15 protein-coding genes, 1 tRNA gene and 1 pseudogene are annotated in these 18,884 nt (G+C 59.1%); 2 read left to right on the forward strand and 15 right to left on the reverse strand.

Features of this window, described 5'->3' with window-relative positions; genetic code table 11:
• From ACSV9I_RS22025 to rpsL, 4 genes are all read right to left on the reverse strand, one after another.
• Positions 1-117, reverse strand: a 117-nt coding sequence (locus ACSV9I_RS22025; protein ID WP_139108845.1) for a GTP-binding protein, incomplete at its 3' end; no start/stop codon positions are given.
• Positions 118-189: 72 nt separating this feature from the next.
• On the reverse strand, positions 190-2,289 hold the full coding sequence (gene fusA / locus ACSV9I_RS22030; protein WP_438330847.1) for an elongation factor G: 2,100 nt from the start codon (positions 2,287-2,289) through the stop codon (positions 190-192).
• A gap of 32 nt (positions 2,290-2,321) precedes the next feature.
• Entirely contained in the window at positions 2,322-2,792 is a 471-nt protein-coding gene (gene rpsG / locus ACSV9I_RS22035; RefSeq protein WP_054160250.1) for a 30S ribosomal protein S7, read from the reverse strand.
• A gap of 85 nt (positions 2,793-2,877) precedes the next feature.
• A complete protein-coding gene (gene rpsL / locus ACSV9I_RS22040; protein WP_003507760.1) occupies positions 2,878-3,249 on the reverse strand; it encodes a 30S ribosomal protein S12 in 372 nt (123 codons plus the stop codon).
• 500 nt (positions 3,250-3,749) lie between these two features.
• Here rpsL and ACSV9I_RS22045 point away from each other — a divergent pair, with 500 nt between their 5' ends.
• On the forward strand, positions 3,750-4,043 hold the full coding sequence (locus tag ACSV9I_RS22045; protein ID WP_438330848.1) for a transcriptional regulator: 294 nt from the start codon (positions 3,750-3,752) through the stop codon (positions 4,041-4,043).
• A gap of 274 nt (positions 4,044-4,317) precedes the next feature.
• Here ACSV9I_RS22045 and rpoC read toward each other — a convergent pair whose 3' ends face one another.
• From rpoC to ACSV9I_RS22095, 10 genes are all read right to left on the reverse strand, one after another.
• A complete protein-coding gene (rpoC, locus tag ACSV9I_RS22050) occupies positions 4,318-8,529 on the reverse strand; it encodes a DNA-directed RNA polymerase subunit beta' (protein WP_438330850.1) in 4,212 nt (1,403 codons plus the stop codon).
• 193 nt (positions 8,530-8,722) lie between these two features.
• Complete coding sequence (gene rpoB, locus ACSV9I_RS22055; protein WP_438330852.1) at positions 8,723-12,856, reverse strand: DNA-directed RNA polymerase subunit beta; 4,134 nt, start codon at positions 12,854-12,856, stop codon at positions 8,723-8,725.
• Positions 12,857-13,101: 245 nt separating this feature from the next.
• Positions 13,102-13,476: a 50S ribosomal protein L7/L12 gene (gene rplL / locus ACSV9I_RS22060; protein WP_054160246.1), complete on the reverse strand. Its 375-nt coding sequence runs from the start codon at positions 13,474-13,476 to the stop codon at positions 13,102-13,104.
• Positions 13,477-13,545: 69 nt separating this feature from the next.
• A complete protein-coding gene (gene rplJ / locus ACSV9I_RS22065) occupies positions 13,546-14,064 on the reverse strand; it encodes a 50S ribosomal protein L10 (RefSeq protein ID WP_054160245.1) in 519 nt (172 codons plus the stop codon).
• A 343-nt stretch (positions 14,065-14,407) separates the two neighbouring features.
• Entirely contained in the window at positions 14,408-15,103 is a 696-nt protein-coding gene (gene rplA, locus ACSV9I_RS22070; protein ID WP_054160244.1) for a 50S ribosomal protein L1, read from the reverse strand.
• A 2-nt stretch (positions 15,104-15,105) separates the two neighbouring features.
• Positions 15,106-15,537 carry a 50S ribosomal protein L11 gene (gene rplK, locus ACSV9I_RS22075; protein ID WP_006728786.1) on the reverse strand — a complete coding sequence of 144 codons (432 nt, stop codon included), beginning with the start codon at positions 15,535-15,537 and terminating at the stop codon, positions 15,106-15,108.
• Positions 15,538-15,686: 149 nt separating this feature from the next.
• Positions 15,687-16,217 carry a transcription termination/antitermination protein NusG gene (nusG, locus tag ACSV9I_RS22080; protein WP_054160243.1) on the reverse strand — a complete coding sequence of 177 codons (531 nt, stop codon included), beginning with the start codon at positions 16,215-16,217 and terminating at the stop codon, positions 15,687-15,689.
• Positions 16,218-16,233: 16 nt separating this feature from the next.
• Positions 16,234-16,434, reverse strand: coding sequence for a preprotein translocase subunit SecE (gene secE, locus ACSV9I_RS22085; RefSeq protein WP_438330855.1), 201 nt, complete (start codon positions 16,432-16,434; stop codon positions 16,234-16,236).
• 182 nt (positions 16,435-16,616) lie between these two features.
• Positions 16,617-16,692 (reverse strand) — tRNA-Trp (locus ACSV9I_RS22090).
• Positions 16,693-16,828: 136 nt separating this feature from the next.
• Positions 16,829-17,710, reverse strand: a complete 882-nt coding sequence (locus tag ACSV9I_RS22095) for a hypothetical protein (protein WP_438330857.1) — start codon at positions 17,708-17,710, stop codon at positions 16,829-16,831.
• A 53-nt stretch (positions 17,711-17,763) separates the two neighbouring features.
• Between ACSV9I_RS22095 and ACSV9I_RS22100 the strand changes: the two genes are divergently transcribed.
• Positions 17,764-18,138, forward strand: a complete 375-nt coding sequence (locus ACSV9I_RS22100) for a pentapeptide repeat-containing protein (protein WP_054160240.1) — start codon at positions 17,764-17,766, stop codon at positions 18,136-18,138.
• Between the two features lie 518 nt (positions 18,139-18,656).
• Here ACSV9I_RS22100 and tuf read toward each other — a convergent pair.
• Positions 18,657-18,884, reverse strand: a pseudogene (gene tuf / locus ACSV9I_RS22105) (elongation factor Tu); the annotation flags it as partial.

Genomic DNA, 18,884 nt, shown 5'->3' on the forward strand with positions numbered 1-18,884 from the left:
GAATTCACCGAAGTACTTGGTGATCGCTGCCGTCAGAGACGTCTTGCCGTGGTCGACGTGGCCGATCGTACCGATGTTGACGTGCGGCTTATTGCGCTCAAACTTACTCTTTGCCATTTTCGGCTCTCCATTCTTTCGTCCCCATCAGGGGAAATTCAAACATTCAATTGGCTTGGTTGGGTATTCCGGTCACTTCTGACCGGAATACTTCGCCTGGATTTCTGCAGCAACGTTCGACGGAACCGGTGCGTAGTGATCGAAGGTCATCGAGTACTGCGCGCGGCCCTGCGACATGGAGCGCAGGTTGTCGACGTACTTGAACATGTTGGCAAGCGGGACGTGAGCATTGATCACGATCGCGATGCCGCGCTGTTCCTGGCCCTGGATCTGGCCACGACGCGAGTTCAGGTCACCGATCACGTCACCGACGTAATCTTCTGGCGTTACCACTTCGACCTTCATCATCGGCTCGAGCAGCTGAGCGCCGGCCTTCTTCGCTGCTTCACGGAAGCAAGCACGCGATGCGATTTCGAAGGCGAGAACCGAGGAGTCGACGTCATGGAATGCGCCGTCGATCAGGGTTGCCTTCACACCGAGCATCGGGAAGCCCGCGAGCGGACCCGAAGACAGAACGCTTTCGATACCCTTCTGAACGCCCGGGATGTATTCCTTCGGAACAGCACCGCCGACGATCTTGGACTCGAACTTGAAGTCTTCGCCTTCCGGGTTCGGTTCGAAGATGAGCTTGACGCGCGCGAACTGACCGGTACCACCGGACTGCTTCTTGTGCGTGTAGTCTTCTTCGTGCGTCTTCGTGATGGTTTCGCGGTAGGCAACCTGCGGAGCACCGACGTTGGCTTCAACCTTGAACTCGCGACGCATACGGTCAACGAGAATGTCGAGGTGAAGTTCGCCCATGCCTGCAATGATCGTCTGGCCGGATTCCTGGTCGGTCTTGACGCGGAAGGACGGGTCTTCAGCAGCGAGGCGATTGAGCGCGAGGCCCATCTTTTCCTGGTCGCCCTTGGACTTCGGCTCGATCGCGATCTGAATGACCGGCTCCGGGAATTCCATGCGCTCAAGGATAACCGGCTTCAGCGGATCGCAGAGCGTATCGCCAGTGGTGGTCTCCTTGAGGCCGGCCAGAGCAACGATGTCGCCTGCAAAGGCTTCTTCGATGTCTTCGCGACTGTTCGAGTGCATCTGCAGCATGCGGCCGACGCGCTCGCGCTTGTCCTTGACCGTGTTCAGAACCGACACGCCCTTTTCGAGCTTGCCCGAATAGATACGTGCGAAGGTCAGCGAACCGACGAAGGGGTCGTTCATGATCTTGAACGCCAGCATAGCGAGCGGCTCGGCGTCATCTGCATGGCGCTCGATTTCGGCTTCGGTCTTGAAGTCGATGCCCTTGATCGCCGGGATATCGAGCGGCGACGGCAGGTAGTCGACAACCGCGTCGAGGAGCGGCTGAACGCCCTTGTTCTTGAAGGCGGTGCCGCAGAACATCGGGTGGAACTTGACGTCGATGGTGCCGCGGCGAACCAGAGCACGGATCTTGTCATTGTCCGGCATTTCGCCGTTCAGGTAGGCTTCCATCGCTTCTTCGTCGATCTCGACCACAGTCTCGATCAGCTTTTCGCGATATTCGGCAGCCTTTTCCTTCAGATCTTCCGGGATTTCAACAACATCCCAGGCAGCCCCGAGGGATTCGTCGCGCCAGACGAGAGCATTCATCTCGATCAGGTCGACAACGCCCTTGAATTCGGATTCTGCACCGATCGGGAGCTGCATGACAACAGCGGTGGCGCCGAGACGGGTCTTGATCATGTCTACCGAGCGGTAGAAGTCAGCACCGGTCTTGTCCATCTTGTTGCAGAAGATCATCCGCGGGACGTTGTACTTTTCAGCCTGACGCCAGACGGTTTCGGTCTGCGGCTCAACACCAGCGTTGGCGTCGAGAAGTGCGACGGCACCGTCGAGCACGCGCAGCGAACGTTCGACTTCGATGGTGAAGTCAACGTGGCCGGGGGTGTCGATGATGTTGAAACGACGCATCTTGCCGTCGCGACCCTTCCAGAAGGTCGTGGTCGCAGCAGAGGTGATCGTGATGCCACGCTCCTGCTCCTGCTCCATCCAGTCCATCGTGGCCGCGCCATCATGAACTTCGCCGATCTTGTGAGACTTACCGGTGTAGTACAGGATGCGTTCGGTCGTGGTGGTCTTGCCGGCGTCGATATGCGCCATGATACCGAAGTTGCGGTAGTCTTCGATTTTATATTCGCGAGCCATAACGGACTGCCTTTCAATATTCGATCGGTGGATTACCAGCGGTAATGCGAGAAGGCGCGGTTTGCATCGGCCATCTTGTGGGTGTCTTCGCGCTTCTTGACGGCGCTACCGCGGTTGTTGGCGGCGTCGAGCAGCTCGCCGGAGAGACGGTCGACCATGGTGGTTTCGTTACGCTTGCGGGCAGCGGTGATCAGCCAGCGGATGGCGAGGGCCTGACGGCGCTCCGGACGAACGTCGACCGGGACCTGGTAGGTTGCACCACCAACGCGGCGCGAACGGACTTCAACATGCGGCGCGACATTGTCGAGCGCCTGATGGAAGATCGCGATCGGCTCAGCCTTTGCCTTTGCCTGAACGACATCGAATGCGCCGTAGACGATGCTTTCGGCCACGGACTTCTTGCCGTGGAGCATGATGGCGTTCATGAACTTGGTGACGATCAGATCGCCGAACTTCGGGTCCGGATTGATCTCACGCTTTTCTGCACTATGGCGACGGGACATACTTCTTGTCTCTCAACGGTTGGGACGCTTTACAACGCGGAGAACCTCGCGCAGCGCCGGAATCTTGATTGTGAAGGGCCGAAGCTTACTTCGGACGCTTCGCACCGTACTTCGAACGGCGCTGCTTACGGTTCTTGACACCCTGGGTATCGAGAACGCCGCGGATGATGTGGTAACGAACGCCCGGCAAGTCCTTTACGCGGCCGCCACGGATCATGACGACAGAGTGTTCCTGCAGGTTGTGGCCTTCGCCCGGGATGTAACCGATGACTTCAAAGCCATTGGTCAGACGGATCTTGGCAACCTTACGCAGAGCCGAGTTCGGCTTCTTCGGGGTCGTTGTGTAGACGCGCGTGCAGACGCCACGCTTCTGGGGGTTTTCCTGCAGAGCAGGAACCTTGTTGCGCTTTACCTGTGCCTGACGCGGCTTACGGATCAGCTGGTTTACGGTAGGCATATACCCATCCTTGCAAAATCTAGTCTCAAGCCCTTCCGGACCCTTGGTTTGCCGTTTCCGGCGGCGGCCGCACAGATTTCTTCATGCGCAAAATGTGGCCCGACCCGTTTTTGGCGGATGGACCACAAAAGACAGAGGACGCATTTTCATGCGTCTTGCGTGCAGCATACATGTCGTCAACGTGCGTTTGGTACCCTGTTTGAGGCGAACTCCGGGACGCGTCGTCCTGAAAAACCCGGCCTCACATAGGTCCCGATGCGCGGGGTACTACTGTTTTCCCCTCTTTGCGTCAAGTCTTGATCGATATTTAATGCCCGAAGCGCCCCGCGTGGCAGGCACTTTGGCCATGCGGTTGCCGGAAAGTGACTCTTACCATGCAATTTGTCTTGGTTTGCCGTGGGAAACTTCTAAATAGGGTCTTGAGGGCGGAAAGACCACCCTGCCCGCCGGGTCGAATCGACCTAAACGAGAATCGCTCATCGAACGAGAAGACCCGAGCCATGATCACCAATCCAGATAACGACAATACGCGTGACGAACCGATGGTCTTCATCGTGATTGCCAAGGCCTATGAATCCGACGGCGGCGAGCCTGTCGACCTGCATGTCATGCTGACCGCGCCGGACGACGACACAGCCGTGCGCCTGACGCTGAACGCACTGTCCGAGGAGGGCTTCCTGGAGGCCGACCTCGACCAGATCGGCATGATCACTGGCGCACCGGACGAAGAGCCACACGCTTCCGCCTATCAAGGTGCACTTGAAGGCGAAGTCGCGATCATCCGCTTCAACTGAAGACACGACATATCAGCATTGCACAAGGCCGGTTCACCACCGGCCTTTTTTTGCGCCTGGTGACTGAGTGGCGTCCGTCGAGACCGGTAGGAGGTGGCGCCAGCGCCAAGGCGCCCGCCTGACCCAAGGGTGCTTCATTCTGCAGCCCCTCCCCTGGGCGCTGCGCAGACCTGCCAACCTGCCAGATCTCCGCCTTGCCTCGCTCTCTGCCACGCATGGAAAAGGCCGCCCGGATCGCTCCGGGCGGCCTTTCAGATCAATCTCCCTGCGCCGATTACTCGGCGGCAGGCGCGCCCTCGCTGGCGAGGTTCTGCAGCATCGGAGTTGCGACATCCGCACCGGTGCCCTTCTTGCGCTCCTCGAGGATGAGGTCGTCGCGCGAGGTGGCGATGCGGCGGATCTGCGTCATGGTGCCGCCGGTACCAGCCGGGATCAGGCGTCCGACGATGACGTTTTCCTTCAGACCCTGCAGCGTGTCGGTCTTGCCGGCGATTGCAGCTTCCGTGAGAACCTTTGTGGTTTCCTGGAAGGATGCAGCCGAGATGAACGACGGCGTCTGCAGCGAGGCCTTGGTGATGCCGAGAAGGACCGGATCGCCGTAAGCCGGCTTCTTGCCTTCCTCGATCAGGCGGTCGTTGTTGTCATCAAGCTCGATCCGGTCGACATTGTCACCCACGATGTAGTGGCTGTCGCCCGCGTCGGTGATCTCGACCTTCTGCAGCATCTGGCGAACGATCACCTCGATGTGCTTGTCGTTGATCAGAACGCCCTGCAGACGGTAGACTTCCTGGATTTCGTTGACCAGGTACGAGGCAAGTGCCTCGACGCCCTTGATCGCCAGGATGTCGTGCGGAGCCGGGTTACCGTCGAGGATGTAATCACCCTTTTCGATATAGTCGCCTTCCTGAAGGTGGAAGGGCTTGCCCTTCGGGATCAGGTATTCGACTGGCTCGACACCGTCTTCTGCCGGCTCGATGATAACGCGACGCTTGTTCTTGTAGTCGCGGCCGAGGCGGATCGTACCATCAATCTCAGCGATGATGGCATGGTCCTTCGGACGACGAGCTTCGAACAGTTCGGCAACACGCGGCAGACCACCGGTGATGTCCTTCGTCTTGGCGCTTTCCAGCGGCGAACGTGCAAGCACGTCACCCTGGCTGACACGCTGACCAGGCTCGACCGACAGGATCGCATCGACGGACAGCTGGAAGCGTGCTTCGCCGCCACGGGCGACCTTGAGCACGTTGCCGCTGGCGTCCTTGATGACGATCGCCGGCTTCAGGTCGGCGCCACGCGGTGTCGAACGCCAGTCGATAACCTGACGCTTGGTGATACCGGTGGATTCGTCGGTGGCTTCGAGCACGGAGAGACCGTCGACGACGTCCTCGAAATGCACGATACCCTCGACTTCCGTCATCATCGGGCGTGTGTACGGATCCCACTCGGCCAGACGCTGGCCGCGCTTTACCTTGTCGCCATCGTCAACGAAGACCTTCGAACCATAGGCCACGCGCTGCGAGGAACGCTCGACCCCACGCTCATCGAGGATCATAACGGCCATGCTGCGGCCCATGGCGATCAGAGTGCCATCGGAGTTGCGCAGCATGTTGCGGTTCTTGATCTGAACCGTGCCCTCATAAGAGGCTTCGAGGAACGACTGGTCGACCACGGTCGCGGTGCCGCCCAAGTGGAAGGTACGCATGGTCAGCTGGGTACCCGGCTCACCGATCGACTGCGCGGCGATGACGCCGACAGCTTCACCCATGTTGACCGGCGTACCACGGGCCAGATCTCGGCCGTAGCAGATCGAGCAAACGCCCGTCTGGACTGCGCAGGTCAGCGCGGAGCGAATACGGATCGACTGGATACCAGCCTTCTCGATTTCGATGACGTCAGGCTCGAGGATCATCTTGCCAGCATCAACGATGCGCTCACCCGTGACCGGATGATCGATGTCGTCAAGTGCTGTACGACCCAGAACGCGAGAGCCAATCGAGGCCACGACCTGACCGGCATCGACGATTGCCGTCATGGTGAGGCCCGTATCGGTGCCGCAATCCACGAGGTTGACGATGCAATCCTGCGCCACGTCGACGAGACGACGCGTCAGGTAACCGGAGTTCGCGGTCTTCAAGGCGGTGTCTGCGAGACCCTTACGGGCACCGTGGGTCGAGTTGAAGTACTCGTTAACGGTCAGGCCTTCCTTGAAGTTCGAGATGATCGGCGTCTCGATGATTTCACCCGACGGCTTGGCCATGAGGCCGCGCATGCCGCCCAGCTGGCGCATCTGGTTCGGTGAACCACGGGCACCCGAGTGGGACATCATGTAGATGGCGTTCATCGGCTTTTGACGACCGGTCTCCTTGTCGAACTCGACAGCCTTAATGCGGGCCATCATGTCCTCGGCGACCTTTTCGGTTGCCTTGCCCCAGGCGTCAACGACCTTGTTGTACTTTTCGCCCTGGGTGATCAGGCCGTCATTGTACTGCTGCTCGTATTCCTTGACCAGGGATTCGGTGTCGCCAACGATCTTCGCCTTGGTTTCCGGAATGATCATGTCGTCCTTGCCGAACGAAATGCCGGCGCGGCAGGCATGCGTGAAGCCAAGCTGCATGATGCGGTCGCAGAAGATGACCGTGTCCTTCTGGCCGCAATGGCGGTAGACCGTGTCGATCATCTTGGAGATGTTCTTCTTGGTCAGTTCCTGGTTGCAGATATCGAAGGGAACATTGACGTTCTTCGGCAGAAGCTCGCCAACGATCATGCGGCCGGGCGTGGTTTCATAGATCTTCGAAACCGGCTTGCCGTTTTCATCAACCGTCTTGAAGCGGCCGCGGATCTTGGCATGCAGGGTGACGACCTTGTTTTCCAGGGCATGGTGCAGTTCGCCCATGTCCGAGAAGACCATGCCTTCGCCTGGCTCGTTCTGGTTCTGGATCGACAGATAGTAGAGGCCGAGAACCATGTCCTGCGACGGAACGATGATCGGTGCACCGTTGGCCGGGTGCAGGATGTTGTTCGTCGACATCATCAGCACGCGCGCTTCAAGCTGGGCTTCCAGCGAGAGCGGAACGTGAACAGCCATCTGGTCGCCGTCGAAGTCGGCGTTGAAGGCCGTGCAGACGAGCGGGTGCAGCTGGATGGCCTTGCCTTCGACCAGGATCGGTTCGAAGGCCTGGATGCCCAGGCGGTGCAGCGTCGGTGCGCGGTTCAAGAGAACCGGATGTTCGCGGATGACCTCGTCGAGGATATCCCAGACCTCAGGCTTCTCCTTTTCAACCAGCTTCTTGGCCTGCTTGACGGTCGAGGAGTAACCCTTCGCGTCGAGGCGGGCGTAGATGAACGGCTTGAACAGTTCGAGCGCCATCTTCTTCGGCAGGCCGCACTGGTGCAGCTTCAGTTCCGGACCGGTCACGATGACCGAACGGCCGGAATAGTCGACGCGCTTGCCGAGAAGGTTCTGGCGGAAGCGGCCCTGCTTGCCCTTGAGCATGTCGGACAGCGACTTCAGCGGACGCTTGTTAGCACCGGTGATGACGCGGCCACGGCGGCCGTTGTCGAACAGCGCGTCCACAGATTCCTGCAGCATGCGCTTTTCGTTACGGATGATGATGCCCGGCGCGCGCAGTTCGATCAGGCGCTTCAGACGGTTGTTACGGTTGATGACGCGGCGATAGAGATCGTTCAGGTCAGACGTCGCGAAACGGCCGCCATCGAGCGGAACCAGCGGACGCAGATCCGGCGGGATGACCGGCACGACCTTCATGATCATCCACTCCGGACGATTGCCGGATTCCATGAAGTTCTCGACGATCTTCAGGCGCTTCATCAGCTTCTTCTGCTTGAGCTCCGACGTGGTCTCAGCCAGGTCGGTGCGCAAGTCGCCAGCGATCTTCTCGAGGTTCATCGAGGCCAGCATCTCGTAGATGGCTTCAGCGCCGATCATGGCGGTGAACTGATCTTCGCCGAACTCGTCGACGGCGATCATGTATTCTTCTTCGGAAAGAAGCTGGTTTTCCTTGAGCGAGGTCAAGCCCGGCTCAGTGACGATGTAGTTCTCGAAGTAGAGAACGCGCTCGACATCCTTCAGCGTCATGTCCAAGAGCGTGGAGATGCGCGACGGAAGCGACTTCAGGAACCAGATATGGGCAACGGGCGCTGCGAGCTCGATATGGCCCATGCGCTCACGGCGAACGCGCGACAGCGTCACTTCGACGCCGCACTTTTCGCAGATGATGCCCTTGTACTTCATGCGCTTGTACTTGCCGCACAGGCACTCGTAGTCCTTGATCGGTCCGAAGATGCGCGCGCAGAACAGACCATCGCGTTCCGGCTTGAACGTACGATAGTTGATCGTTTCCGGCTTCTTGATCTCGCCGTAGGACCACGACAGGATCTTTTCCGGGCTCGCAATCGAAATCCGGATGGAATCGAAGTGCTGCGCCGGTACCGACGGGTTGAAAAGGTTCATGACCTCTTGGTTCATGCCTGTCTCCTTGTGGGCTTCAAGCCCCAGATTGGGTCGTGGTGGCGGCAAATTCCCGGGATGCCGCCCCATACCCTTGCAATGACAATAACCGCGAACTGCGGCGAAACTTCCCTCACCGTCCCGTATTGGCCTTCGGGGCGGTCAGGGAATGGCATGCGCGACTTACGCCACGCATGCCTTGTCAAACGTCTTATTCGGCCGCATCGGGCAGCTGACCGTCTTCCGGCAGGGTCTTCGAGTTCTCGAGTTCCACGGAAAGGCCCAGAGAGCGCATTTCCTTGACGAGAACGTTGAAGCTTTCCGGAATACCGGCCTCGAAGGTGTCGTCGCCACGGACGATCGCTTCATAGACCTTGGTACGGCCGGCCACGTCGTCCGACTTGACGGTGAGCATTTCCTGCAGGGTGTATGCAGCACCGTAAGCTTCGAGCGCCCAGACTTCCATTTCCCCGAAGCGCTGACCACCGAACTGCGCCTTACCACCAAGCGGCTGCTGGGTGACGAGCGAGTAAGGACCGATCGAACGCGCGTGGATCTTGTCGTCGACCAAGTGGTTCAGCTTGATCATGTACATGTAACCGACGGTGACCTTGCGGTCGAAGGCTTCGCCGGTACGGCCATCATACAGAACAGACTGACCCGACGTGTCGAGACCTGCACGCGTCAGCATCTCGGAAACGTCACTTTCATGGGCGCCGTCGAAGACCGGGGTCGCGATGGAGACGCCGCGCTTGGCTTCTTCTGCCAGACGAACCAGCGAGTCATCGTCGAAGTTCTTGACCTCGTCATGCGCTTCAGACGCATAGATTTCGGTCAGTTCCTTCTTCAGATCGGTGATGTCCAGATGCTTGCGATAGTCCTCAAGCATCTGACCGATCTTCTTGCCCATGCCGGCGCACGCCCAGGCCAGGTGCGTCTCGAGGATCTGGCCGACGTTCATGCGCGAGGGAACGCCGAGCGGGTTCAGAACGATGTCGACATGCGTGCCGTCTTCGAGGAACGGCATGTCCTCGACCGGTACGATGCGCGACACGACGCCCTTGTTGCCGTGACGGCCAGCCATCTTGTCGCCCGGCTGGATCTTGCGCTTCACAGCGACGAAGACCTTGACCATCTTCATGACGCCCGGAGGCATTTCGTCACCGCGCTGGACCTTCTCGACCTTGTCCATGAAGCGCTGTTCAAGGCGCGACTTGGATTCGTCGTACTGGGCCCGCAGGGCTTCGAGTTCGGCCTGAGCCCTCTCGTCTTCGACTGCAAACATCCACCACTGCGAGCGGGGATATTCAGAGACGACGGCGTTGGACAGTTCGACGCCCTTCTTGAAGCTCTTCGGACCGGCGATGGCCACCTGACCGCGAAGCATGTCGAGAAGGCGGCCGTAGACGTTGCGATCGAGGATCGCCTGTTCGTCGTCACGGTCCTTGGCGAGGCGTTCGATTTCCTCGCGCTCGATCGCCATCGCACGTTCGTCCTTTTCAACGCCGTGGCGGTTGAAAACGCGAACTTCCACGATGGTGCCGAACGTGCCCGGAGGCATGCGCATCGAGGTGTCACGGACGTCGGAGGCCTTTTCACCGAAGATGGCGCGCAGAAGCTTTTCTTCCGGCGTCATCGGGCTTTCACCCTTCGGGGTGATCTTGCCAACGAGGATGTCGCCAGGAGCAACTTCCGCGCCGATATAAACGATACCGGCTTCGTCGAGGTTCTTCAGCGCTTCTTCCGACACGTTCGGAATGTCGCGCGTGATTTCTTCCGGACCAAGCTTGGTGTCGCGGGCCATGACTTCGAATTCCTCGATATGGATCGAGGTGAAGACGTCTTCGGCGACAATGCGCTCGGACATCAGGATCGAGTCTTCGTAGTTGTAGCCGTTCCACGGCATGAACGCGACGAGCGCGTTGCGGCCGAGAGCCAGATCGCCGAGGTCGGTCGACGGACCGTCCGCGATGATGTCGCCCTTGTTCAGAACGTCACCGACGGTGACCAGCGGACGCTGGTTGACGCAGGTGTTCTGGTTCGAACGCTGGAACTTCTGCAGGCGGTAGATATCAACGCCAGACTTCGACGGATCGAGGTCTTCGGTGGCGCGGATAACGATACGCGTTGCGTCAACCAAGTCGACCACGCCGCCGCGACGGGCACCGATAGCAGCGCCGGAGTCGCGGGCCACGATCGGCTCCATGCCGGTTCCGACGAACGGGGCTTCGGCACGCAGAAGCGGCACGGCCTGACGCTGCATGTTCGAGCCCATGAGAGCGCGGTTGGCGTCGTCGTTTTCAAGGAACGGGATCAGAGCGGCTGCGACCGAAACCAGCTGCTTCGGTGAAACGTCCATCAGGTTGATGGTGTCGCGCGGGGACAGCATAACTTCGCCGGCATGACGGCAAACGACGAATTCTTCAACGAATGCGCCTTCAGACGTCAGCTCGGAATTGGCCTGTGCGACGTAGTACTTCGCTTCTTCCATGGCGGAGAGATAGACGACGTCCTTCGTCACCTTGCCATCGACGATCTTGCGGTACGGGCTTTCGATGAAGCCGTACTTGTTCACACGAGCAAAGGTGGCAAGCGAGTTGATCAGACCGATGTTCGGGCCTTCCGGCGTCTCGATCGGGCAAATACGACCGTAATGGGTCGGATGAACGTCGCGGACTTCGAAGCCTGCGCGCTCGCGGGTCAGACCACCCGGTCCAAGAGCCGAAAGACGGCGCTTGTGGGTGATTTCCGAAAGCGGGTTCACCTGGTCCATAAACTGCGACAGCTGCGAGGAGCCGAAGAATTCGCGAACAGCAGCAGCAGCCGGCTTGGCGTTGATCAGGTCCTGCGGCATGACCGTGTCGATTTCGATCGACGACATGCGTTCCTTGATCGCACGCTCCATGCGGAGCAGACCAAGGCGGTACTGATTTTCCATGAGCTCGCCGACCGAACGGACACGGCGGTTGCCGAGGTTGTCGATGTCGTCGATCTCGCCCTTGCCGTCACGCAGTTCGACCAGCATCTTGACCACGGCCAGAATGTCGTCCTTGCGCAGAACGCGGACGGTATCCGGGCAATCGAGGTCGAGGCGCATGTTCATCTTGACGCGACCAACAGCCGACAGGTCGTAGCGCTCGCTGTCGAAGAACAGCGACTGGAACATGGCTTCAGCCGAATCCATGGTCGGCGGTTCACCCGGACGCATGACGCGGTAGATGTCGAACAGAGCGTCCTGACGGTTCTCGTTCTTGTCCGCGGCCAGCGTGTTGCGGATGTAGGCGCCGACATTGATGTGGTCGATGCCCAGAACCGGGATCTCGTCGAAACCGATGTCGAGGATCTGCGGCAGCGTCTTTTCGTCGATCTCGTCGCCGGCTTCCATGTAGATCTCGCCGGTCGCCATGTTGACCAGGTCTTCAGCGAGATAGTTGCCATAGAGATCTTCGTCGGAAGCCTTCAGGAACTTCAGGCCCTTGTCCGAAAGCTGACGCAGCAGACGCGGGGTGAGCTTCTTGCCACCTTCAACCACGACTTCGCCGGTATCGGCGTCAACGAGGTCGGAAAGCGTCTTGGCGCCCTTGAGGGTTTCCGGGTTGAACGGGAAACGCCAGCCCTTGCCATCACGCTGGTAGAGCGACTTCGTGTAGAAGGTCGACAGGATCTCTTCGCCGTCCATGCCTAGCGCCATCAGCAGCGAGGTGACGGGGATCTTGCGGCGACGGTCGATACGGGCGTGGACGATGTCCTTGGCGTCGAACTCGATGTCGAGCCAGGAACCACGATAGGGGATCACGCGGGCTGCAAACAGAAGCTTGCCCGAGGAGTGGCTCTTGCCCTTGTCGTGGTCAAAGAAAACGCCCGGCGAACGGTGCATCTGCGAGACGATAACGCGCTCGGTGCCGTTGACGATGAACGTGCCGTTGTTGGTCATGAGCGGCATATCGCCCATGTATACGGACTGTTCCTTGATGTCCTTGATCGAGCGAGCGCCCGTATCCTCATCAATATCGAATACGATGAGGCGCAGCGTCACCTTGAGCGGTGCAGCATAGGTCAGGTCGCGCTGGCGGCACTCGTCCACGTCGAACTTCGGCGGCTCGAATTCGTAGGATACGAATTCGAGCATGGATGCGCCAGAGAAGTCGGTGATCGGGAAGACGGACTTGAAGACCGTCTGCAGACCCTCGTCCGGACGACCGCCCTGCGGCTCGTCGACCATGAGGAACTGGTCATAGGATGCCTTCTGAACCTCGATGAGGTTCGGCATCTCTGCTACTTCTGGAATTTTTCCGAAAAACTTGCGTACGCGCCTACGACCATTAAAGGAAAGGGTCTGAGCCATCGTCGCTCCTTGTCAATTTGCAACCGGGCCTGCAACGGACGGAACCTGCTGGCCAGGCGGCTCCGTCAAAAAATGGATTTCAATCTCGTCTTGAAGTCCGAGCGGCCGACCGGATTGCCGGGCACTCGTTACAAGACCATCCTCTTGAGAACCCATTACCCAGGAACCGTTTTTGACGGTTCCTGGGTAATATGTTCGGAGGAAATCGATGGGGGAAGGAAACCTTCCCCCATCGCATTCCGATATTACTTAACGTCGACCTTGGCGCCAGCTTCTTCAAGCTTCTTCTTGAGGTCTGCGGCTTCAGCCTTGGAAACGCCTTCCTTGACAGCCTTCGGAGCGCCTTCGACCAGGTCCTTGGCTTCCTTGAGGCCGAGACCGGTGATGGCGCGGACTTCCTTGATGACGTTGATCTTGTTTGCGCCGGCATCCGTGAGGATGACGTCAAACTCGGTCTTTTCTTCTTCAGCAGCAGCCGGAGCAGCGCCGCCAGCAGCAGCAACGGCTACAGGAGCAGCAGCCGAAACGCCCCACTTTTCTTCGAGCAGCTTGGAAAGCTCAGCAGCTTCCAGAACGGTCAGAGCAGAGAGGTCTTCAACGATCTTTGCGAGATCAGCCATGATAGTACTTCCTTATAGATGTTCGGTTCGAAACGAACGGGTTTAGGGTATGAACAGCGAAAAACCGCCTTACGCGGCTTCGTCCTTCTTTGCATAGGCCGCAAACACGCGAGCAAGCTGAGCTGCCGGTGCCTGTACCACGCCAGCGATGCGGGTAGCCGGAGTCTGGATCATGCCCAGCAGCTTCGCACGCAGCTCGTCCAGCGAAGGCAGGGTCGCAAGCGACTTGACTGCATCGGCGGTGAGCGTGGTTGTTCCCATGGCGCCACCGAGAACAACGATCTTGTCGTTGGTCTTGGCGAAATCCATGACGACCTTCGGAGCCGTGATCGGGTCATTGCTGAATGCAATCAGCGTCTGACCCTTGAAGAGATCGGTGATCCCTTCGGCTTCCGTGCCCTGAAGAGCGATCTTGGCCAGGCGGTTCTTCGCGACTTTGACGGTGCCGCCAGCAGCGCGCATCTTCGAACGGAAGTCGTTCATCTGCGCAACCGTGACACCAGCATAGTGGGCCACAACAACCGAACCGGAAGCCTTGAAGACTTCGTTCAGTTCTGTGACGAATTCGCGTTTTTCCGCTCTTTCCACTGTCTGTCTCCAGTTGATGGGACCGCAATCCTGCAGGCCCCACCGGGTTTGCCTTTTGCCTCAAGGGATCCACTTCTTCAGATCCCGAGCGACGCTTGAGGATCCTGTCCCCTCGCACCGAAGAAAACTTCGATGCCAAGGCGAATAAGGCTCGAACCGAACTTCAAGACGTCTACAGACGTTTAAAACCGGGTCTTACCCCGTCTCATGCAGGTGAATATTAAGGCCGCAAGGGCCACCCACAATCTCGGACAGGAGTGTCTGGTTTTTGAGACCAGACATTTCCGGCCCCGAAAGGCCGGAAACGGTTCGGACCGGAGCCTGGGCTCCGGTCGAATTCAGATCAAAGGTTGACCGACGACGGCTCGACCTTGACGCCGACGCCCATGGTCGACGAGATCGCTACGCGCTTGACGTAGTTGCCCTTGGCGCCAGCCGGCTTTGCCTTGATGACGGCGTCAGCGAAAGCCTTGATGTTTTCTTCGAGCGCCTTGGCGTCGAAGGAGGCCTTGCCGATACCGGCGTGGATGATACCAGCCTTTTCGACGCGGAACTCAACGGCGCCGCCCTTGGAAGCCTTGACGGCTCCAGCGACGTCCATGGTCACCGTACCAACCTTCGGGTTCGGCATCATGCCACGCGGGCCGAGAACCTTACCGAGGCGACCGACGAGCGGCATCATGTCCGGGGTGGCGATGCAGCGATCGAAATCGATCTTGCCGCCCTGGACGATTTCCAGCAGGTCTTCGGCGCCGACGATGTCTGCACCAGCGGCGCGGGCTTCATCAGCCTTGGCGCCACGGGCGAACACGGCGACCTTGACGTCGCGGCCAGTGCCGTTCGGCAGGTTGACCACGCCGCGGACCATCTGGTCAGCGTGACGCGGATCTACGCCGAGGTTCATGGCGATTTCGATCGTCTCGTCGAACTTCGCGGTGGCGCGTTCCTTGACGAGGGCGATAGCTTCCGGCAGCGCGACCAGCTTGGTCGGGTCAACACCTTCGCGGATCTTCTGAAGACGCTTTGCGAGCTTGGCCATGATCAACCTACCACTTCCAGGCCCATGGAGCGGGCAGAGCCCTCAACCATCAGCATTGCACCTTCGATGTCGGCAGCGTTCAGATCCTTCATCTTGCCTTCAGCAATTGCGCGGACCTGAGCCTTGGTGATCGTACCGACCTTCGCACCCTTGCCCGGAGTCTTCGAGCCAGAGGTGATCTTTGCTTCCTTCTTCAGCCAGTAGGTCACCGGCGGCTGCTTCATTGCGAAGGTGAAGGACTTGTCCTGGTAATAGGTGATGACGACCGGGATCGGCATACCCTTTTCCATTTCCTGCGTGGCGGCATTGAACGCCTTGCAGAATTCCATGATGTTAATGCCGCGCTGACCAAGTGCCGGGCCGATTGGCGGGGACGGGTTTGCCGATCCTGCCTTGACCTGGAGCTTGAGCTGGCCTGCAACTTTCTTAGCCATTACTCTCTGCCTTTCTACTCAGACCGGTTTCCCGATCCACTGATGCCGGACATAACCGGCGGCTGCGGTTGCGTGGTGCGTCCAGACAGCCCGGCTTAAAAGGCTGCCCTACTCCCACGCGGATCGGGGAGTTTCCTCCCCTTCTCCGATCAGACCTTTTCGACCTGACCGTATTCAAGCTCGACGGGCGTTGCGCGACCGAAGATCGAGACTTCGACCTTGAGGCGCGAGCGCTCTTCGTCCACATCCTGGACGACGCCGTTGAAGGAGGCGAAAGGACCGTCGGAAACGCGGACCTGTTCGCCGATTTCGAAGGATACGGACGACTTCGGCCGCTCGACACCTTCCTGGACCTGACCCAGGATGCGGTCGGCCTCAAAGTCCGGGATCGGAACCGGCTTATTGTCGGAACCAAGGAAGCCCGTGACCTTCGGGGTATTCTTGATCAGGTGATAGGCTTCGTCCGTCAGGTTCGCCCGCACCAGCACATAGCCGGGGAAGAACTTGCGTTCGCTATCAACCTTACGGCCGCGACGAACCTCGACGACCTTTTCCGTCGGCACGAGGATCTTCTCGAACAGGTGCTCAAGCCCCTTCTGGCGAGCCTTGTTCTCGATGTCTTCCGCGACCTTCTTCTCAAAATTGGAATATGCGTGGACGATGTACCAACGTGCCGCCATGTTCGTTTCCGCCCGATCAGTTACCAACGCTCAGCACGAGGCCGAGCACCCAGCCGATAAGCTGGTCTGCGCCAAAGAAAAACAGCGCAGCGAAAAACACCATCGCCAGGACCATGAGCGTCGAAATCATGGTCTCGCGACGCGAGGGCCACGTCACCTTGGACGTTTCGGAGCGAACCTGCTGCAGAAACGCGAATGGATTGGACTTGGATGCCATTTAATGCCCACGCTTTTACGGCGCGTAAAGCCGACCTTGGTCAGCCCCACGCACCGCGTGTCTGTTTGAACCCTACATAAAGAGCGTTTCCCCGTTTCACAAGAGGGAAATGCTCTTTCGCAACTTTTAGGCTGTGCCAGATCATTGTGCTCGTCGCCGCACTCGTGCGCGCCGAACGGAAATGGCAGGGGCAGCCGGGCTTGAACCGACGACCTGCGGTTTTGGAGACCGCCGCTCTACCAACTGAGCTATACCCCTAAGCCTTGCTCCGAGCGAAAATCGTTTCGTTCGAGGCATGGCGCTCCCTTTAAGACGACCAGACCGGAATGGCAAGCGCATTTTTTCCGTCTTTTCTTCGCCATGCATGTTTTCTTCACGCGGGAGACGGAGACCACTACCAATCCCGTTGAAGCCTGCCCCATATCACCGCCTTTGGCCGACGGGACAGATCGGAAACGGTGGCCGACAGACTGACACCGGGTGCCAATTTCCGGCTCATGCTCATACCGGCAGCCATGGATTGTCGGTTTTCCAGGGTGACATCGGCCACAACGGTTGCCTGCCATTCCGTCAAGCTGAGCCTCAACGCCTGCCGGGCCCGGTAGACAGGCTCCTCCCCCGGAGATCGCGAGGTTTCCAGCGTCCGATCCAGTTCCAGATCGGCCAAAGATGCAAGTTCAACACGCCTGACCTGCTGGACATAGACGCGCCCAGCGCCATTGCGGGCGTCAAGTTTGGCGCCGGCAGAGAATCGCGTTCTGTCACGTCGATCCAGGTCGATCTCGCTCCACAGCCGCAGCGGCACAACACGGGTTCCGGTCGCTGAAGGTCCCGCTGCATCGAGATTCGATTCGATTCCGAAGCTTGGGCGACCCGCTTCCGGTGCGCTGAGGCCCGAGCGTATGGTGATCGACGACCCGACCCTCTCAGCCTTCCATAAAAACGGGCCCTCTTCCGCGAGCAAGGCTTGCGGCAGGATCAACGTCAGGGTCGCCGCCAATAGAAGTTTCCTCTCGGGACGCATTGTCACGGCATTGTCCTTCTTGGCGTTCAGGGGACCAGGCGGGCGAATCAGGCGCGAGACTGCGCCGAGAGCCGCGTTTTTAAACGAGGCATGCCCGGTGAGAACTGCCAACTGTGCAGAGGAGACATGCGGCCGCCCTGTGGGAGTTTGCCTGACACACCCTTCAAATGACCGGGGGAATTCCCGGAGACGAGGCAGCTGGTCGAAACGTTTTAAGGCCAGGAAGACGCTAAAGAGGCTGCCGCTTGCCATGAGGTGCAGATTGCCGGATAGTCATAAGGCCTGTCCCTTCTGGAGGACCCGCCATGATGAGAATCAGCAATGCCGCCCTGCCCGGCTCTGAGTTCCACGACAGCGACCTGTCGGAAACGCGTTTCAGCGACGTCATTTTGCGGCAGGCGGTCTTTACCAATGTGAACCTTGGACGGGCGCTGGTGACCGATGCCGATGCGGAGCAGATCGCCTTTCGCAACCTCACCATGTCAGGGGCCATCTTCGAGAACGTCGCCATGGATGGCGCAAGCCTCACCCATGTCGATATGAATGGTTGCGCGGTCCGGTTTGCGAGCCTCGTCGATGTGTCGATCGCGGAGTGCGATGTAACCGGCATGACGATCAACGGTATCCTGGTGACGGATCTCCTCAGGCTCGCCGAAGAGGCTGAGCTCAGGACAGGGTGAGTTGCTGCTCAATCGAGACCATTCACTTCATCGCCACGCCCCCGGTAGCGATCACGCGTGCGTCGAAACATCGGATAGCGCCGAGCACCTCGTTGCCAATGCAATGGCGGCCCTCCAAGCCAAGGCGCGACCGATGAGGTGCGGCCAGCGGTGAACTTGTCGCGATAGCGCTTCGCCCGAACGCAGTGGGGCGGTCAATTGCAGTATGTCTTCGGTCTCAGCCACTGGTCAGCGGTGCCGTCAAAGACGCCACCGTCGGTCATCATTTTCCAAGAGCGCCAAAAGACGAGCCGACCATCTAGCTCCGCTTAGACCCCGTCAACGCAGCACCGGCCAAACCGATGCTGGATGAAGCATGACATATCACAACGCCTGCCCGAGCATCCGGTTGGCCTCAACTGGTGGCGGAAGTCCCTGATCGCATCGAGCCGGTCTGCGGATAGCAGCCTGGGTTACCGTCAAACAAAAACCCCGCCGTTTCCGGCGGGGTTCATGGTCTTCCCTCGCGGGAATATCGATTACTCGACGATCGAAGCGACGATGCCGGCGCCGACGGTACGGCCGCCTTCGCGGATCGCGAAGCGCAGCTTTTCTTCCATCGCGATCGGAACGATCAGCTCAACGGCGACCGTGACGTTGTCGCCCGGCATAACCATTTCCGTGCCTTCCGGCAGCGTGACGATGCCCGTCACGTCCGTCGTACGGAAGTAGAACTGCGGACGGTAGTTCGTGAAGAACGGCGTATG

Source organism: Rhizobium sp. G187 (assembly GCF_051549525.1).
Classification (GTDB): domain Bacteria; phylum Pseudomonadota; class Alphaproteobacteria; order Rhizobiales; family Rhizobiaceae; genus Allorhizobium.